The organism is Arthrobacter sp. efr-133-TYG-104, from assembly GCF_030208915.1.
Lineage (GTDB): Bacteria > Actinomycetota > Actinomycetes > Actinomycetales > Micrococcaceae > Arthrobacter.
The window spans coordinates 21,151-38,076 of record NZ_JARVTA010000030.1 but is presented as its reverse complement, the minus strand read 5'-3'; the positions used below and the strand labels follow the sequence as shown (position 1 = coordinate 38,076).

Annotated in this window: 15 protein-coding genes; 11 read left to right on the top strand and 4 right to left on the bottom strand. The window is 61.2% G+C overall.

Annotation, left to right across the window (positions count from 1 at the left end; genetic code table 11):
* Positions 1–28 precede the first annotated feature (28 nt).
* Positions 29–301, bottom strand: coding sequence for a helix-turn-helix domain-containing protein (locus QRN04_RS17055; RefSeq protein WP_284977220.1), 273 nt, complete (start codon positions 299–301; stop codon positions 29–31).
* Between the two features lie 167 nt (positions 302–468).
* On the opposite strand from QRN04_RS17055, the gene QRN04_RS17050 reads away from it, so the two are divergent.
* From QRN04_RS17050 to QRN04_RS17015, 8 genes are read left to right on the top strand one after another with little or no spacing between them, the layout of a single operon-like run.
* Complete coding sequence (locus tag QRN04_RS17050; RefSeq protein WP_284977219.1) at positions 469–1,062, top strand: DUF6668 family protein; 594 nt, start codon at positions 469–471, stop codon at positions 1,060–1,062.
* A 14-nt stretch (positions 1,063–1,076) separates the two neighbouring features.
* The gene (locus tag QRN04_RS17045; RefSeq protein ID WP_284977218.1) at positions 1,077–1,364 is read left to right on the top strand and encodes a hypothetical protein; all 288 of its coding nucleotides are present in this window, start codon (positions 1,077–1,079) and stop codon (positions 1,362–1,364) included.
* A gap of 12 nt (positions 1,365–1,376) precedes the next feature.
* Positions 1,377–2,102 (top strand): DUF8175 domain-containg protein, encoded by a 726-nt coding sequence (locus QRN04_RS17040; protein ID WP_284977217.1) that lies wholly within the window; start codon positions 1,377–1,379, stop codon positions 2,100–2,102.
* Positions 2,102–3,403, top strand: coding sequence for a TrbL/VirB6 family protein (locus QRN04_RS17035; protein ID WP_284977216.1), 1,302 nt, complete (start codon positions 2,102–2,104; stop codon positions 3,401–3,403). Before QRN04_RS17040 ends, QRN04_RS17035 begins: the two co-directional genes overlap by 1 nt.
* Position 3,404: 1 nt before the next feature.
* A complete protein-coding gene (locus tag QRN04_RS17030) occupies positions 3,405–4,916 on the top strand; it encodes an SCO6880 family protein (protein ID WP_284977239.1) in 1,512 nt (503 codons plus the stop codon).
* Positions 4,916–6,532 carry a putative type IV secretion/conjugal transfer ATPase gene (locus tag QRN04_RS17025; RefSeq protein WP_284977215.1) on the top strand — a complete coding sequence of 539 codons (1,617 nt, stop codon included), beginning with the start codon at positions 4,916–4,918 and terminating at the stop codon, positions 6,530–6,532. Before QRN04_RS17030 ends, QRN04_RS17025 begins: the two co-directional genes overlap by 1 nt.
* Positions 6,532–8,301 carry a type IV secretory system conjugative DNA transfer family protein gene (locus QRN04_RS17020; RefSeq protein WP_284977214.1) on the top strand — a complete coding sequence of 590 codons (1,770 nt, stop codon included), beginning with the start codon at positions 6,532–6,534 and terminating at the stop codon, positions 8,299–8,301. The genes QRN04_RS17025 and QRN04_RS17020 overlap by 1 nt, the downstream gene beginning before the upstream one ends.
* Complete coding sequence (locus QRN04_RS17015; RefSeq protein ID WP_284977213.1) at positions 8,294–8,716, top strand: DUF4913 domain-containing protein; 423 nt, start codon at positions 8,294–8,296, stop codon at positions 8,714–8,716. The genes QRN04_RS17020 and QRN04_RS17015 overlap by 8 nt, the downstream gene beginning before the upstream one ends.
* 94 nt (positions 8,717–8,810) lie before the next feature.
* Here the strand turns inward: QRN04_RS17015 and QRN04_RS17010 are convergent, their stop codons facing one another.
* Positions 8,811–9,917, bottom strand: a complete 1,107-nt coding sequence (locus QRN04_RS17010) for a hypothetical protein (protein WP_284977212.1) — start codon at positions 9,915–9,917, stop codon at positions 8,811–8,813.
* Positions 9,918–10,484: 567 nt separating this feature from the next.
* Here QRN04_RS17010 and QRN04_RS17005 point away from each other — a divergent pair.
* Positions 10,485–13,409, top strand: coding sequence for an NACHT domain-containing protein (locus QRN04_RS17005; protein ID WP_284977211.1), 2,925 nt, complete (start codon positions 10,485–10,487; stop codon positions 13,407–13,409).
* Positions 13,410–13,807: 398 nt separating this feature from the next.
* Here QRN04_RS17005 and QRN04_RS17000 read toward each other — a convergent pair whose 3' ends face one another.
* Both QRN04_RS17000 and QRN04_RS16995 read right to left on the bottom strand, forming a co-directional pair.
* Positions 13,808–14,380: a flavin reductase family protein gene (locus QRN04_RS17000; RefSeq protein ID WP_284977210.1), complete on the bottom strand. Its 573-nt coding sequence runs from the start codon at positions 14,378–14,380 to the stop codon at positions 13,808–13,810.
* Positions 14,381–14,382: 2 nt separating this feature from the next.
* Positions 14,383–14,976 (bottom strand): flavin reductase family protein, encoded by a 594-nt coding sequence (locus QRN04_RS16995; RefSeq protein ID WP_284977209.1) that lies wholly within the window; start codon positions 14,974–14,976, stop codon positions 14,383–14,385.
* Between the two features lie 224 nt (positions 14,977–15,200).
* Between QRN04_RS16995 and QRN04_RS16990 the strand changes: the two genes are divergently transcribed.
* Complete coding sequence (locus QRN04_RS16990; protein ID WP_284977208.1) at positions 15,201–15,578, top strand: MerR family transcriptional regulator; 378 nt, start codon at positions 15,201–15,203, stop codon at positions 15,576–15,578.
* A gap of 748 nt (positions 15,579–16,326) precedes the next feature.
* The gene (locus tag QRN04_RS16985) at positions 16,327–16,920 is read left to right on the top strand and encodes a hypothetical protein (protein ID WP_284977207.1); all 594 of its coding nucleotides are present in this window, start codon (positions 16,327–16,329) and stop codon (positions 16,918–16,920) included.
* Positions 16,921–16,926 lie beyond the last annotated feature (6 nt).

The following is a 16,926-nucleotide window of genomic DNA, read 5'->3' as shown; positions in this document are numbered from 1 at the left end:
CCCTCACATTCGCTCGGCCGCTGTTGCGCTACTGCTGCTGGTCCTCGGTCACTTCCGGTGTCTGGCCCTTCCGGAGGGTGTTCCGGTTTTCCCAGACCCAGTCTTTGACTTGATCTCTGGCGATCAACCATGTCTTCTCGACTTGGTAAGCAGGAATCACTCCGGTTTGGAGCCAGCGGTAGACGGTGTTTCGGGAGAGCCCGAAGATCTCTTCGAGGTCCTGGGGCGTCAGACGCTCCGGGTACTTGGCGAAGAGAGCTTCCAGGTATTTCGGGTCCACGCTCAGTCCGTCCCACCGCATGAAGCCATCGTAGACCATAAATTGGTACTGTGATGTACTGGGAGTGACTGAAAGGTATTAAAGCTGTTGTTCGGGGTCACCTTTGGCCTTTCGTGTCGGATGGTACCGATACGATCTTTGCGGACATTACTAGGGGATGTGAAATGCCGGTCTCAAAGAATCGCTGGGTGACGCCCGGCGCAGACACTATCGACGAACCCACTCTGGCCATCCCGGAAGAGCCGCCGTTCGTTCCTACGGGGGCGACGAGACCCCAGCTAAGTGTTCCCCAGCCAGACCACGCGGACAGGCTTCCCCGACGCGACGTCTCCGGGAAGGAGCCGGGGTTTTGGTGGCTTGGCGTCCACGGCGGCGCCGGCGAAACCTCACTTGCCCGCCTGGACAAGAACACCAAGGCCGCCGGACACCACTGGCCGGTCACAGCAGCCGGTTCCGTCGTTGTCCTCGTTGCCCGGTCCAATATCTCTGGCCTGCGCGCAGCACGCCTGGCTGCAACTGAATGGGCCTCACGGTCCCTTCCCGGGACCCAGGTCGCCGGCCTCGTGGTCATGGCCGACGCTCCCGGACGGCTGCCCAAAGAAATCCGCGACTTCGCCCGCGTCGTTGGCGGGGGAGTGCCCCACATTTGGCACTTCCCCTGGGTCGACCCATGGCGCTACGGCCACGACGTTGCCCCTGAAGACCTTCCCAAAGAAGCCCGCACCGTCCTTGAGCAGGTGCGCCTCGCCGTAACTGCCGCTGTTGGACTCCCTGCCAAGTAGAAAGAAGAAACCCAATGTTGTTCTCCAAAGCCCTCGAATGGTCGAGCTTTGCCATCACCGAAATACCGAACCCCGGCATGGGTGAGGCCCCTCCCGGCTCTGAAGGCCTGCTCACGATCCTCAAATGGATCGCCTGGATCGTCTTCGGCCTGGCCGTCGCCGGCATCCTCATCACCGCCGGCACGATGATGATCAACAACCGACGCGGCGAGGGCGGCGAGCACGCCGGCCGCCTGGCATGGGTCCTGGGCGGCTGCATCCTGGCAGCCTCCGCCGGCGGTGTCGTAGGCGCCCTGGTCTAAGGAGCGACAGCCATGACTGAACCGACCATGAACGAAGACCAGAACCCGCTGACCAAACCTAAGTTCATCATCTCGGCCGTTGTCGTGGCGATTATTGTCGCGCTCGGAATCATCCTGGCCCTGCTCCCTCGCGGGGGAGGAACCCCGACAGCCGAGCCGAGCCATTCGGGATCCACCACTGCCAGCATCCCGGCCAGCGAGGCAGCGGCCGCCAGTGTCTGCGGCCTGCCCTCAGGCGACCAGGCCAAACCAGCCACCACGCCCACCGACACCAAATGGGAACTCGTCGGAAAGATCGCCGCCCCCACAGCGCCCACGCAATACGGGCCCGGTAAGACCGAAGCCAACGGCCTCCGCTCCTGCTTCGCACACTCACCCACAGGAGCCCTGTACGCAGCAGCAAACATCTCCGTACTGTCCGCTACGGGGAAGGCTCGACTCGTCTACGAACAACTGGCAGTCCCTAGCCCCGAACGAGATGCACTGCTGAATCAACCCGCGCCACAAGAGACATCAACTGTGACAGCGCAGATCGCAGGGTTCCAGGTTCGCTCATATGACTCCGATCGCGCTGTTATCGTGATCGCAGCCAAGGGCAGCAACGGCGCGCTTGTTTCCGTCCCTGTCCCACTTCAGTGGCTCAGTGGCGACTGGAAGGTCGTTGTTCCGGCAACCGGCAGCACGGGCGGGGGGCAAATAAGCGACCTGTCCGGATTCATTCCCTGGTCTGGTGTCTGATGGCTTGCGAAGGATGGGACGCCTTCAGCATCGGTTGCCATGCCGGTGCAGCGCTGGAGGACGTCGCAAACGACTCGGTCAAGAACATGGCTAAAGCCATTGCTGACGCCGTGGGACAGACCGTGCAGACGTTGGGCACATTTTGGGTGAATGTCGGAACTCCCGCCCTAACCTCTGCGCCGGGTGGGTCCGCCGGGAGTGATCCGGTGTTGTTCCTGCAGAACAGTCTCTACTTTTGGACGGCCTCCCTTGCTGTGCTCTCTGTACTCGTGGGGGCGGCCAAGATGGTGATCGAACGCAGGGGTGCACCCTTGCGGGATCTGGTGCGTTCGCTCGCGACCCTGATCGTCGTCTCCGGGGCGGGCGTGGCGGCAGTGGGCCTGCTGACGGTCGCCGCGGATCAGTTCTCTGCCTGGATTATCAAGAACTCCACGAACGGGACCTCCTTCAACGACAACATCACCGCCATGCTGGCACTGTCGGCGACCAGCCCGATCGGGGCGATCATGATCATCCTTCTGGGGCTGATCGCGATTCTGGCCTCCGTGATGCAGATCGTGCTCATGATCATCCGCGGTGGGCTGCTCGTCATCCTGACGGGCATCTTCCCCACGGCGGCGGCCTTTACCAACACCGAGGCCGGCAGGGGCTGGTTCCAGAAGTGCACGGCCTGGCTGATCGCCTTCATCCTCTACAAGCCCGCGGCCGCCATCATCTACGCCACAGCCTTCCAACTCAGCGGCACCAAGATCTTCGGCAACGCTGGCGACGGCAAAGACTTCGGCTCCGCACTCCTGACAACCGTCACAGGGCTGGCTCTGATGATCATCGCCCTGTTCGCCATGCCAGCCCTCATGCGCTTCGTCACCCCCATGGTCGGCGCCGTCACCGGCGGCGGTGGGGGCATGGCAGCGGGAACGGTCGGCGCCCTGGCATCGGGGGCAATCAGCATGGGCAGCGCGGGACGGGGCGGTGGATCAGCCACCGGCTCAATGACGACCAGCAGCACCACGAGCCACAGCCCGGGAGCGGACGGTCTCTCGGCGACCGGAAGCCAAGGATCGGCAGGAACGTCCGGGATGGCAGGGAAGACCGGTTCCCGGGGTAGCGGAACCTCTGGCGCGGCAGCACCCAGCGGTGCGGGCAGTGCCGCCGGCAGCGGAGCGGCCGCCAGCGGTGGCGCTGTGGCATCGGGCGCGGGCGGCGTCGCCGTGCTGGCTGCCCAAAAGGGCCTTGAAGCAGGACAGGCCGCGTCCGGGGCCATCAAAGACATGAGTGAAGAATCCACGGGGGGTGCCTGAGATGGCAGCTATCGAGAACACATACCGGGAACCGACCTACAGCCACTGGCGGCGGCCGCGCAAAGCAGGTCTCGGCACCCTTGGCGGGCTGGCCACCGCCGGACTCTTTGTTGGCCTCATCATCACGGTGATCTGCCTCTTTGTCGGCGGCTGGCTCGCCGGACTCGTCGCACTCCTCATTCTCGGAGTGCTCCTGTCCGTCGTCTCGGTGACCGACAAACACAACAAGTCAGTAGGGGAGCGGGCCTTCGCCCGGCTGGCGTTCCGCTCCGCGCAGCGCAAGAGGGCCAACATCTACCGCTCCGGCCCGCTGGGACTGACACCATGGGGCGAGTTCCAGCTTCCGGGCATCTCTGCCGGGTCCAAGCTGTACGAGTTCACCGACTCTTACGGCCGCCCGTTCGCCCTGATCCACCTTCCCTCCACCGCCCACTACACCGTCGTCTTCGGCACCCAACCCGACGGGGCATCGCTGGTCGATCCCGAGCAGATTGATGCCTGGGTCGCCAACTGGGGCGGCTGGCTCGCATCGCTCTCGAACGAACCTGCCGTCGTCGCCTCATCGGTCACTGTCGAAACAGCACCCGATTCCGGGGCACGGCTGCGCCGGGAAGTCGAGTCCAACATCCACGACGACGCTCCGGACATCGCCAAAGCCATGCTCCGGGAGGCCCTGGCCACCTACCCGCAGGGATCGGCCACGATCCGGGCCTGGGTCGCGCTGACGTTCAGCGCAGCCGCCCGGGCAGGCGGTAAACGGCGCACCGCGGAAGAGATCGCCAAGGATCTCGCCTCCCGTCTCCCCAGCCTGACCGAGCGCCTCGAATCCACCGGCGCCGGCGCATGTGCGCCGTTGAACGCCCAGGAACTGTGCGAGGTCGTGCGGGTCGCCTACGACCCTGCAGCGGCGAGGCTCATCGATGAAGCCCACTACCAAGGCACGCCGGTTGACCTGGACTGGGGCGAGGTCGGACCGTCCGCCCATCAGGCCGACTGGGACGGCTACCGCCACGACTCCGGCCACTCTGTCTCCTGGACGATGACAGGCGCACCCCGCGGCCACATCCTCTCATCAGCACTGGCCCGACTCATGGCTCCGCACGGGGAAATTGCCCGCAAGCGCGTCACCTTGCTGTACCGTCCGATCGATGCCGGCCGAGCGGCCACCATCGTCGAATCCGATCAGACCAGCGCCCTGACCCGGGCTTCCTCGACCACCCGGCCCACCGCCCGCGCCCTGGTGGATGCGCGCGCGGCGCAGGCCACTGCAGCGGAGGAGGCCAAGGGCGCCGGGCTGGTCAACTTCGGCATGGTCGTCACCGCCACGGTCCTGTCCGCCCGCGACCTTGAGGACGCCGTCGCCGTCGTGGAGGGCAACCTCGGCCCGTCCGCACGACTGCTGCTGCGACGCGCCTACGGTTCACAGGACTCCGCCTTCGCCGCGTCCCTGCCACTGGGCCTGGTCCTGCCCAAGCACCTGAAGGTCCCCGAAGAGATCCGCGAGGCCATGTAATGTTCGGCAGCCGCAACAAGCACCAGGACACCGCCCCATCCACGAAGCTCGCGCCCGCGGTCGCCCGCCGCCCGGGCCTGCGCGGCTGGCGCGGCCGCGGACAAGGCGAAGCCGTCTACGTCACCGCCGCCGATGAATGGCGCGGAACCTCGGTCCAGGTCTGCGGTCTCTGGCCCTTCGTCGGCGGATCCGGCACCCCCATCCTGGGAGTGCCGATCGGCGTTCACACCGACACCGGCGCACCGTTCGGCGCCGATCCCATCAGCTGGTTCATGCACGGCATGATCAACAACCCCTCCATGTTCGTCCTCGGCCTGCCGCACTACGGCAAATCCACACTGGTCCGGCACATCGTCCTCGGCCTCGCCGGCCGGAACATCAACCCGCTGATCCTCGGCGACCTCAAACCGGACTACGTGGACCTCATCGAAGCCCTCGGCGGCCAAGTCATCAGCCTCGGCCCCGGACGCGGCCACTTGAACGTTCTGGACCCAGGGGAGGCGACCGGCGCAGCAGTGAGGCTGCTCGCCGTAGCCGAAGAGCACCGTGCCGCCGCGGACAGGGCCCTGAACGATCCAGAGGCCGGCCAGGCCGCGGCCCCGGAACTTCAGGCCGCGGCGGTGAAGGCGGAGAAGCTGGCCGAACAGCTGATGGCCGACTCGCACAACCGGCGCCTGAACATGATCACGGCACTGATCACCATCGTGCGGAACGCCAAGCCCAGCGCCCATGAGGAATCCCTGATCGACCGGGCCCTGCATATCCTGGACGATCGGCTGGACCGGGTCCCTCTGATCGGTGACCTGATCGAGGTCATCAAAGACGCCCCCGACGAACTCCGGGCCATTGCCCTGGACCGGGGCGACATGAGCCGCTACCTCGATGCAACCGACCAGCTGCGCCAGTCGCTGTACTCCCTCGACGGGTCGGGCCGGTTCTCGGACATGTTCTCCAAGCCCACCGACCAGCCGATGGACCTGACTAAACCCGTGGTCTTCGACCTGTCCGGGATCTCCGACACGCAGCGCGACATCCAGGCCGCCTGCCTGCTTGCCTGCTGGTCCACCGGGTTCGCGACCGTCCAGGTCGCCCACACCCTGGCCGATGCCGGCCTGGAACCGCGCCGGAACTACTTCGTCGTCATGGACGAACTCTGGCGGGCGCTGCGCTCCGGTGAAGGCATGGTCGACCGGGTCGACTCGCTGACCCGCCTGAACCGGACCGAGGGTGTTGGGCAGGCCATGATCACGCACACCATGAGCGACCTCGAAGCCCTGCCTACCGAATCCGAACGGATGAAAGCCCGCGGCTTCGTCGAACGCTCCGGCATGGTCGTCGCCGGCGCCCTGCCCGGAGCCGAAATGGAAAAACTCAACAAGGCCGTCACCCTCTCCCGGGCCGAACAAGCCCGGCTCATATCCTGGGCCGACCCCGGCTCATGGACCGATGTCGGCGGATCCCGCAAACGGGTCCGGCCCGGGCTGGGCAAGTTCCTCTTCAAAGTCGGCGGCAGGCCAGGGGTTCCCGTCGCGCTCAAGCTGACCAGCGTCGAAGAGCGGCTGCACGATACAAATAAGCGCTGGTCGATTAACCGGGACGGCGAGGGGGAGAACTGATGGGTGCACCAAGCAGCGGCAAACGCTCCGGGCTCGACACCGAAGCTGTCCTTCTCTGGACCTTCATCACCGTCGTCGTCCTCGGAGTCGGGACGGTCACCGGAGCCGTGCACCTGGGATCGATGCTCTCCGGTGACGGACAGCAGCTCCCGGCCAACCCCTTCGAACTGGTCTTCGGCCTGATCTCCCACAAAGTGACCTGGACCGCGGCCGCGACCTGGGTCCTGACCGGCCTGGCGGCTCTCGTCGCCGTGCCGGCCGCCTTCGCGGTCCGTGCGGTCCTGCGCCGACGGTCCAAGCGGTCCCGCGTGGACGCCGCCGCCCGGCACATGGCCAAAGGCCGGGACCTGCGCGCCCTGAGCCTGCACGGTGCCACGGCCACCGCCGAACGCCTCGGGGTGAAGGGCTCACCCGGCGTCCCGGTCGGCAAGACAGTCCTCGGCGGGCAGATGCTCTACGGCTCCTGGGAAGACATGCACATCGACATCTGGGGACCCCGCACCGGCAAAACAACCTCCCGGGCCATCCCGGCGATCCTCGCCGCCCCCGGCGCCGCCCTGGTCACCTCCAACAAGCGCGACATCGTCGACGGAACCCGCGACGTCCGCGCAGCCGACGGCCCTGTCTGGGTCTTCGACCCGCAATCCGTCGCCCTCGAAGAACCCTCCTGGTGGTGGAACCCCCTCTCCTACGTCACCGACGAAGTGAAAGCAGCACGCCTGGCCGACCACTTCGCCGCCGGCTCCCGAGGCCCGGACGCCAAAACGGACGCCTACTTCGATCCCGCCGGCCAGGATCTCCTCGCCGGCCTCCTGCTCGCCGCCGCCCTCGACGGCCGCCCGATCACCCAGGTGCACACCTGGCTGACCCGCCCTGCCGACGACGAAGCCGTCGACATCCTCAAAACCCACGGCTTCACCCAGACCGCGAACGCCGTCGGCGGCGTCATCAACGCCCCCGAAAAACAACGCGGCGGCGTGTACGGAACGGCCCTGCAAATGGCCTCCTGCCTCACCAACCGCCAAGTCGCCCGCTGGGTCACACCCCAAGACGGAAACGACCAGCGGCCCCAGTTCGATCCGGCAGAATTCGTCCGGTCCAAGGGCACCCTGTACAGCCTGTCCAAGGAAGGCAAAGGCACCGCCGGCCCACTGGTGACGGCGCTGACTGTGGCTACGGTCGAAGCCGCCGAAGAACTCGCCGTCCACTCACCCGGCGGCCGGCTCGCCACCCCCATGGTCGGCGTCCTGGACGAAGCAGCCAACGTCTGCCGCTGGCGCGAGCTCCCGAACCTCTACAGCCACTACGGCTCCCGCGGCATCGTCCTGATGACCATCCTCCAGTCCTGGTCCCAAGGCGTTGAAGTGTGGGGCCGCGACGGGATGCGCAAACTCTGGAGCGCCTCCAACATCAAGGTCTACGGCGGAGGCGTCGCCGAAGCCGAATTCTTGAACGAGCTCGCGCAGCTCGTGGGGGAGTACCGGTACTCCAACACCACCCGCAGCCGCTCCAAACAAGGCACCTCCTACAGCCACGACGACGACCGCAAAGAACGCACCCTCGACGTCTCAGACCTGGCAGCCTTCCCCCGCGGCCGCGCCATCATGTTCGCCTCCGGCGCCCCAGCAGCGCTGCTCGAAACCGTACCGTGGATGAGCGGCCCTCAGGCCGATACGGTGCGGGCCTCCATCACCGCACACGACCCAGCGAATAGGCCCACGGCCGCGTCCGGGAGCCGGTGGATCGCCTCGGGTGCCTCGAATGAGTGAGGGCCTAGGGGAGTGGGACGACGAATTGGAGGAACCCACAGACCCCACTGAGCCTGCCGAGGAGGAGCCGGACGCTCCGGAGCTGTTCTACCCGAACGTCGCCGAGTTCGTCAGCAAGAAGCTGGCCACCACATATCGTCGTCAGCTCAACGTCCAAGGCGGAGTGACCTGGTGCCCGCAATGGTGGAAGCACGCCGAAGCAATCAGCCGCCTCGAAGCACTCTGGCGCTCCTGGGAATTTCTGCGCCTCGACGGAACCACAGGGATGAGCGTCTGGTGGCGCGACCACGCAGACCACCACATGTCCGTGTTGCTCTCAACAGATGGGCCGTTCCGGGGCTGCACACCGGACGACGGCCACCGCTCCAAACTCGCCCCACTACCCTGCGAGGAACCGCCCACAGGGCTGTTTTAGATTCGCCCGCTGGGGCACCCACTGGAGGGAGCTTGAACAATGCTGTGGGATTCAGTAAGAGGCGGGGACGTATTTCGTCCCTTCAATTTAGACCTCAATGCCTGATCACATGTGGCGCTGGTGAGACACTCCGCTTAGGCTCCGGCCTGGTTGGGGGAACTAAGGACGGTAGGGCTGGCGGGATTGTTCCGTCTTTCTTGTTGAAACCAGGGAATACTGCGCGAGCCCTCCCTAGGACGTATTTCCATTCATCGGAGTCCGCCCACTCGGGGGATTCATCGAACCTGTTCAAGTGCTCATCAATTGACTCTGGAGGTCGTCCCGACAAAAGGGCGCCGGCCACGCCCAACGCCCCTTCCCACTTCGGAGGGAACTCCTTAACGTCCACGACGACACCTTGCTCAAGATGCTCAATGCCGGCGCTAGTGAGGAACCACCCTTCCGGACCCATCTCAATGATGTGGCCGACCAGCATGCCATCGCTTCGTTTGGACTCAAAGGCTAGGTCAAGTGCAGTGCCCAGCCTGTCAATTGTGCTCTTCCAGTCCACTCTGTCGGTCACGCTTTTCAAACCAGCATCCTGAAGTGTCTTCATCAGGCGAGCACCAACTTGGTCTGCACTCTCCTCCACACGCCAGCGTTCCTCTACAGGCCAGAAATGCCCATTTGGCGCCGGCGTCAGCACGACGGGTGTTACATCAAGGAAGTCATGCGCGTGATACCCCGGGCGCGCTGACGTGGGGCTCATATAGCGGAATCGGACAAGGATCTCTGGAATACCTCCTACCGCTGGGATTGTCACACCGAGAATGCGATCGATGGCATGGGACTTGTTTGCTTCAACCAACGCAGAAGAGACAGTGTAAAAGTCTGGTCGGGAGACCATCTCAGCTACCTTTTGGTCCTCGACGGCCCCATAACGCTCGAAAAGTTCTCGGGTGCTCGCCTGCAGGTCGTCTACCCTCCCTGTCAGCTCTTCGACACGAGTTTCATACTTGGAATCGGCGCCTTCAGCAGCAGCCTTGGCAATACGCGTCTTGAAACGCGGCTCGATGTAGACCAAAGGTGCCGCGAGCAGCAGCGCTGTACCCACATTGACTCCGACTGACTGCCATACACTTGCAAGTCCATCTCCCGCGGTGGCCAATGGCCACGCGATCAAAGCAAGGCCCGCCACGCCTATTCCGATAACCCAACCCATATGTGGCTTCGTAGCTGTTGCTTCGTCATCGCCCGTTCGGTCCACGTTGCTAATCTCCCACCTACACCTTGTCTCTGCCGCCCCTAACTTTTACGACACTTGTCGCAGTGGCGAGGGTTAACATCGCTGCATCGAAGTTGCCGCCCACCTAAAGGATTCAGTCACGCCGACACCGCACGCAGACCTTTCGCACTTTTCCTCTTCAATGGTTGCACCAAACTCGGCCTATCCCCGCGAGGGACCACGCGTCAGCTGTTGTCAGCCGGCCCTCGAGGTGATCACGCAGGCTGTCCATAGTTGGGGTCAATCCGGGTTATTCACGGCTGAAATCCGCGAGCCACCGGGAAAGCTCCCTCAGCAGCAGTAGCGGTGGATAACCCATCAGGAATGTCCCCGACTGTAAACAGCAGAACAGATGCTGCCGGCGACAACATAAGAGACTTCGCAAGGGTGTGTGGCCGGGCGTAGACGATATCTTAATAGCCTCCCGCTAGATTGATTAACAAAAAGTCTCTTGCAGGCAATGGCATGTCTATAGGCGGGACTAGGGCTGTATAGAGTCTCGGTATGGAACCAATCTCCACCGTTGCGGCATCTGTCTCAATCGCCAGCGGAACGTCTGCAGTTCTGCAGGCCGCTAATAAGGGCGTTCGCTCAGCCTACCGTCGGGCACGGTTGAGCGGGACGATAGACCAGGAATGGCTAACGCTAGACGCTCTTTCAGGTCAGAATGCATCGTTTACGGCCGCCGAACTTACCGATGTCCATCTGTTTCTCGCCAGCGACGCAGTCAAACCCATTCTCGCTCTGCTTGCCCTCGGCACGGTCCTTGGCGATGCTGACGAGGTAATAGATGGCGCGCGTACTGCATTCCTCAATGAGAGCCGGCGTTGGGCCATTCAGTCCAAAACCACCTGGGCGGCCAAGAGTGATGCGATTTTCGATTCCATTGTTAAGCTTTTCCATGGTGTCCTGCCCAACGCAAGCCATTCCGAGGAACTTACTGAAGAGATCGAGGCTTACTCCGATTTTATCGGAACACCCTTAAAGGGGAAGGAGAATGAGGGGGCGCACCGAACCTACGTTGGTCGTCTACTTGCTCTTACGACAGACCTGGACGCGCTGAGGCAAACTTCGACGCTGTCGGAAGAACTAGCCGAAGCAATCCGCGCCGGTGATGGAGAACAGATTATCGGGCACGCCGAAGTCGATAGTCCCGTCACTTTTGACGATCTCTATGTAAGTCGGGACTTCATAGATGTTAGTTCTGAATCCATAGAGGATTCAGGCGGACTAGTGTCTTCCGGGATCCCTTTCCGGGTGCTTTTAATGGGTTCTCCTGGTGCAGGTAAATCAACCTTCGTCAAATTCTTGACGGCTAGCTTATCCAACCCCGAATTAAGAAGCCCTACTCTCCCGAGCGTAGTTATTAAATGTCGCGAATATGCCCGGGAAGGGTTCTCGGGCTCCTTGGTCAGCTTCGCGTCCAAGCAGTTGACAGCCGATCTCCGACCGGTGTCGGATGCAGACCTGGAAGGTTTGCTGCTTACTGGGAAGATAGCAGTCATACTCGATGGCCTTGACGAAATCACGGATCTACCTCGTCGCCAAGACATGGTGAAGCGCATACATCGATTCACGTCCCAGTTTCCGACGACATCTGTACTCGTCACGACAAGAGAAGTTGGATACAACAGTGCCGCCCTAAGTACGAAGGTATTCCGAAGCGTACGTCTTCAAGAATTTAGTCTTGAACAGGTCGAGGAATACTGCCAGCGATGGTTTGCCAAGAATAGCAAGGATCATTTGGTTGAACATTTCGTTGCAGAATCTGAGGCCGTTAGCGATCTGAGAGCAAATCCACTGCTCTTATCCTTGCTCTGCATCCTCTACCGAGACAGCGGCGCCATACCTGCCAATAGACGAGGTATCTACAGTCAATGTGCACAACTTCTGTTCCACAAGTGGGACGCACACCGACAGATAAAGCACTTCGAAGTGTTGCCCGACTACACCGACCGTCTCATGGAAGAGATCGCACGATGGATCTACACCTCACCTTCCGCTCAGACAGGTCTTGAAGAACAGATCATTGTGAAGACCATGTCCCAGTACATGGTGTCGGACCTCGGATTCTTGCCAAGTAAGGCTGAACCTACGGCAAGGGACTTTCTTGACTTCTGTGCCGGCCGAGCTTGGCTCCTGGGGGTGACCGGCACGAGTAAGCATGGAGGAAATCGAATTTTCTCCTTTACGCACAGGACATTTTACGAGTTCTTCGCTGCGGAAGCGTTCGCGCGGAATGCCGAAAATGCAACGGACATGGCAGCGCTGCTGCGGAAAGCCTACGAACGAGACAGCACTTCACTGCTCCCTGAGCTTCTCATTCAAAGCTTTGACCAGACGCGGGCGCGAGGGGCTACAAACGTGTTCATCAGTCTTTGCGACAATGGAGCGCCTCCTGCGCTTCTTCTTCGGCTGATGGACGGAGCCAACCTTGCCTCGTTTGCTCGGTCAAAGGGGTTTGCACTAATCATGCACGGCTGGAATCTCACGCTGGATTCCGAAGTCTTTACAGCCTTGCTTCAAGTAAGCGGCCCCGCCAGGGATCAATTTCAGTCAGAATACCTCCTCCCCACTGAGAGCGCGATTGCGCGAAGGAAGTTCCTCTATGGGTGGGCAAGTTTTCAGCTCGCCGGGTCGAGCACCCGTTTCAACAGCATGTGGTCACCAATTGTTGATGAAATGGTGGAGACATACGCTGAGGAACTCGCTGAGCTTCCAGACCCTGTTGTCATGAACTGGCTTCTGGGTTCAGGTCTCGCTGCAAGAGATACTTTAGATGTATGGGAGTACTTCGTTTGTTTCACTCTCTATGGATGGGCTCCTGGCATCGCGTGGTGGCTGGTTGACGGGGTATTCAATACAGATATCCCAGTCGTGCCAAGTGCTTCCACAAGACTCGTAGTCGAGCGCCTCGTCGATGAACTAAACCGGGGAGCAGCAATCCCGCAGTCAGTTATTGCACGGCTCCGCGGGGCTCTGGAGGACGTTCAAGCACACAGAAGGCCTTGGATCCCTCTTGATCGACCAGGTGATTTCGAAAAGACAGCGAGAACTCTGCTCGCATATATCGTGTTCGCCTTAGCGGAGGATCGCGAGGGTGAGTCGGAACTCCTAACTGCAGTGGCACGCTGTTGGCCTGAGCTAACCACGATCCTCGCAGGGCGAGCCTCATCCCAACGACGGAGGAATAAGCTGAGGTCCCCGATCTTGAGCGGCCCGGCTCTCTCGAACCTGCCCAGCCGGTTACAGGACTGGGTTAACGGAGGGACCGATCTAGTCGATTTCAGCGTCTTCGACGATGATCCATTGGGGGTTAAGTATCGGCATATTCCTCCCTTGAATTTCGACGCCCAATTCGGCTTGGGTCCTCGAAGGCCGCAAGTCCCATCGCCGGCGGCAAGAGATAGAACTCCGCCACGACCTTAGTGCCGGCTCAAAAATCTTTACAAGGCGCCGTGTTCGCCGGGGTACGTGGGCGAACCATTTTTTGAGGCGATCGGGTACGCGCAGCGATTACTACAAGCGCAGTCTTTGAACGAGCCACTTCACGTTCCCCGCGATCAGCCTTGAGCTCAAGCCGCCTGTGTCAGGGTGAGTTCTAAGAAGTTGCATCCCTTGTGTCCGGTATGTCGAGCTGCGGCCCTATTCTTACGGGCTCGGCGTGACAGTCTGACGTCAGGTTGGGGTGTACTGGAGCTTTACGCAGGGCTTTATTTGGACGGGAGAAAGAGCACGCCTTAGCGCCGCAACGACCGGGAAAATACCGTCTACGGCAGCCGGACCGCGAGCCTTTCTCCCACCGTCTGGAAGGCCCGCTCAGTCCGTCAATCCTGTCCAGGGCCGTGGTTGAATTTCGTACCCCGGCCCATCGCATAGAACTGGCCCCCGGCGACATAGTGCACGGTGCGAAGTTCTTCGGGCGCTTCGTCGAAAAGCCAGTGCCTGCCATCAAAGATACGACTGTCTGCCCAGGCCGACACGATTTCGCCCATAAAAGAATCAAATTGTTGTTCTTGTTGTGCATTGTGGACAACTTTGCACAGCAGGTAGCCAGCGCTACCGGTCACCAGGGGGATATCACAGCCGTCCTGGTAGAAAAGTGGCATATTCTCCAGCTTTTTGGGTGATGTGAATTTGCTGTGCCCACCTACATACAGAACGGTTTCCATCTGCTGAACGGTCGGAATGTGCACCACGAAGTAGCCGCTCTTCTCCACCAGTTTTCGCGTGTAGGATTGCGTGCCGAGATAGGCAATCACTTTGTTCGGCCCACCCAGGCCGACCCATGCCGCCGCCATGACGTCTGCATCATCTTGGTGCTTGGCGGAAAGCATGGTCGTTGCGCCGAGCTGGAGCAACCGGTAGGCCTTGCTCAATTCAACAGGTCGAATTGTCATTTCTAACGTCCTCCATGAGCGGAGAGGACGCGGCCTTCGCTCCACGCGTCGCCGACCCTGTTGCCTAGTGTGAAATATCCTCGACTGAAGGAGTCGAAGAAGATCATGCCCAACTTGCCTGCATCGACTCGACCGCTCGCATCGAGGACCGATTCATCGACGGAGACGTTGGCAATTCGGCCAATGACCGTGTGGATGTGCTGTTCGTACAGGACGTCCGCCAACTCACACTCGATCACCAACGTGCTGCCATCAATGATCGGCGCGTTGACATGCTTGGCTTTGTGGACGGTCAAGCCTGTCTTTTCAAACTTGTCAGGTACCTGATACCCGGAATAGGTGCCAAAGAAGTCGGCATACGGCATCAAGTCCTCCGTTGCCAGTGTCACTGTGAAGGCTTTCATTGCCTCAATGTTTCGATGGGTCTTCTTGTTCGTGTTGATATTGAGGTTGATGTAGCCGCCGTGATTAAGTGCGCCCCAGTGGGAGTTCATGAAATTCACTCTCCCGACTTCATCATAGGTACCTATCATGAAGAGTGGCGTGGGATGACCGTAGCCGAATTCTCGCGCAGTCAAGTCTTTCATGTTGCTCATTTCAGGTTAAATTTATCTCTCTACGTAGTGCGTGATTTCCATAGCCATCGAAAATCAGCCACGAGGACATGGCTGGAATCTCAAGGATTGCAAGAGCACTCAGTCCGGTAGTTCACGAGCCGAGGCTGTTGAGGAACCGCCGCGTCGACGGGCACGCTTGTCAGCGTAAACTTTGACATCAGTGTCAAGGTCAAATCGGAGACGAAAGAGAAGGGAAGTGGGCGATGAAGATCGGGGAGGTTGCCAAGAAGGTGGGCGCACCGACGAGGATGCTCCGCTACTACGAGCAGCAGGGGCTCATTCAAGCGTCCCGTTCGACCAACGGTTACCGCGACTACTCCGACGATCAGGTTGAGCATGCCAGGCATGTTCGCGCTCTTGTAGAAGCCGGCCTGTCAACGCGGATGATTAAGATTGTCCTCAACATTGAGGCTCCGGCGGCGCAGGATCAACCAGACGAGTGCAACCGTTCCTTGGCGGAAGAGCTTGCCAGAGAACTGCGCGTCGTGGAGAACAGGATTGTTTGCCTGGAGAAGAGTCGTGATGCCGTCATTGACTTCCTGCAGCGGACAAACCACTCAGACTTGCTCGCGCAAGTGTGACTTTCGGGACGATCCTCGGAGTCGCGGGATCTCGTAACCGCGGTGTCTCGAAACCCATTGGGATAAGAGACGTCGCAACTGGCGACCAATCACATGACCTGCACCGAATCGGGTGGCCAGCGTGGGAGTTTGGTGGGTGTATCAGCTTGGCGTGCGGACGAGCCTTGGAAGTGGAAGGCAAGGGGACGTCCCCTGGATCCATTTGTCGTTACGTTCAAAGCCGGTAAGGAGTGAAACCGGCCGACCTCGTAGACGCGCTCCTCCCATATTTGATTAGCCGATAATGGACGTTTCGTCAGGTTGTATGCTGCCCCGGGGGAGAAGTCACCCCATCTAAGGAGTAATGCGGTGCAGCCTGCAAAACGGGCGGTGGATGAATTGGGACGCTGTTACCGCGGTCCGACAGGGCTCGGCCTCTACGGCCTGCACACCATGGAAGCCCGCAGGTGAATTAGGCCTGAGCATGGGCAGCGAGCTTGGCGCCGAGCCGGGCTGCGGCTTGTTCCAGCAGCACAGGAGAGGCAGCACATCAGTCGACGCGGCCCCGAAAGCAGCGCCGCCGCCGGCCGAGATGACTCTCGCCGGATCATGACTCAGCCCCTTTTCGCGCTGCTCCCCCAACCCTTCTAAAGAGCCGATAGTCTACATTATGTCAACCTAAGTTGACATGCGATCCCCGATTGTCAATGAAAGTTGCAGACATGCATACTGTGACTGTAGCAATTCGGGGCGGATGAAGGGAAGCGCGATGGGCTGGTTTACCGAGGGCAGCGACCATGAGGGCTATGTTGTGTGCGTTTTCGCGGATGGTATGTACGGATCCGGCGGCAGGTGGATGGAAATCAACCTGATGACCCCGGACGGCCAACCGGTCGGGCATGAAGGAGATCCGACCCGTCAGGCGTGGCGCCCGCCGTCGCAGGTGGTTGGCTGGCGGGTCGCCTGCAGCTGCGATCCGTTCCGGAAGCACGCCATCCTGGATCCGTTGTGGACGCGAGTCTGGGATCCGGTCGACGAGGACGTCACGGCGGGGCGTCTCTATGCCGGGCCGCCGGCCAGCGCCGACGCTGCGGATATGGGTGACCGGGAGGATTTGGAGCCGGTGTTCCTGGATGTGTGGCACCGTCATGTGGCCCCGGATCTGTCGCTGCACACCATCAGCACGCTAAGCCGGAGCTTGAAGGAGCTCGAGGCACAGCTCGACGACGCCGTGGCCGCGGCCAGGTCAACGGGCGTGTCCTGGGAGAAGATCGGTCGAGCATTCGGCATCAGCCGACAGGGGGCCCAAAAGCGCTGGGAAACCCCGTCCGCCGCTTCCGCCGCCCATCCCCAAGCCGGCTAAGCCCAT

Excerpts from the sequence above, each read along its gene's own strand:
- QRN04_RS17055 (WP_284977220.1), bottom strand. The coding sequence starts at position 301 with ATGCGGTGGGACGGACTGAGCGTGGACCCGAAATACCTGGAAGCTCTC.
- QRN04_RS17045 (WP_284977218.1), top strand. The coding sequence starts at position 1,077 with ATGTTGTTCTCCAAAGCCCTCGAATGGTCGAGCTTTGCCATCACCGAA.
- QRN04_RS17040 (WP_284977217.1), top strand. The coding sequence starts at position 1,377 with ATGACTGAACCGACCATGAACGAAGACCAGAACCCGCTGACCAAACCT.
- QRN04_RS17035 (WP_284977216.1), top strand. The coding sequence starts at position 2,102 with ATGGCTTGCGAAGGATGGGACGCCTTCAGCATCGGTTGCCATGCCGGT.
- QRN04_RS17030 (WP_284977239.1), top strand. The coding sequence starts at position 3,405 with ATGGCAGCTATCGAGAACACATACCGGGAACCGACCTACAGCCACTGG.
- QRN04_RS17025 (WP_284977215.1), top strand. The coding sequence starts at position 4,916 with ATGTTCGGCAGCCGCAACAAGCACCAGGACACCGCCCCATCCACGAAG.
- QRN04_RS17020 (WP_284977214.1), top strand. The coding sequence starts at position 6,532 with ATGGGTGCACCAAGCAGCGGCAAACGCTCCGGGCTCGACACCGAAGCT.
- QRN04_RS17015 (WP_284977213.1), top strand. The coding sequence starts at position 8,294 with ATGAGTGAGGGCCTAGGGGAGTGGGACGACGAATTGGAGGAACCCACA.
- QRN04_RS17010 (WP_284977212.1), bottom strand. The coding sequence starts at position 9,917 with ATGGGTTGGGTTATCGGAATAGGCGTGGCGGGCCTTGCTTTGATCGCG.
- QRN04_RS17005 (WP_284977211.1), top strand. The coding sequence starts at position 10,485 with ATGGAACCAATCTCCACCGTTGCGGCATCTGTCTCAATCGCCAGCGGA.
- QRN04_RS17000 (WP_284977210.1), bottom strand. The coding sequence starts at position 14,380 with ATGACAATTCGACCTGTTGAATTGAGCAAGGCCTACCGGTTGCTCCAG.
- QRN04_RS16995 (WP_284977209.1), bottom strand. The coding sequence starts at position 14,976 with ATGAGCAACATGAAAGACTTGACTGCGCGAGAATTCGGCTACGGTCAT.
- QRN04_RS16990 (WP_284977208.1), top strand. The coding sequence starts at position 15,201 with ATGAAGATCGGGGAGGTTGCCAAGAAGGTGGGCGCACCGACGAGGATG.
- QRN04_RS16985 (WP_284977207.1), top strand. The coding sequence starts at position 16,327 with ATGGGCTGGTTTACCGAGGGCAGCGACCATGAGGGCTATGTTGTGTGC.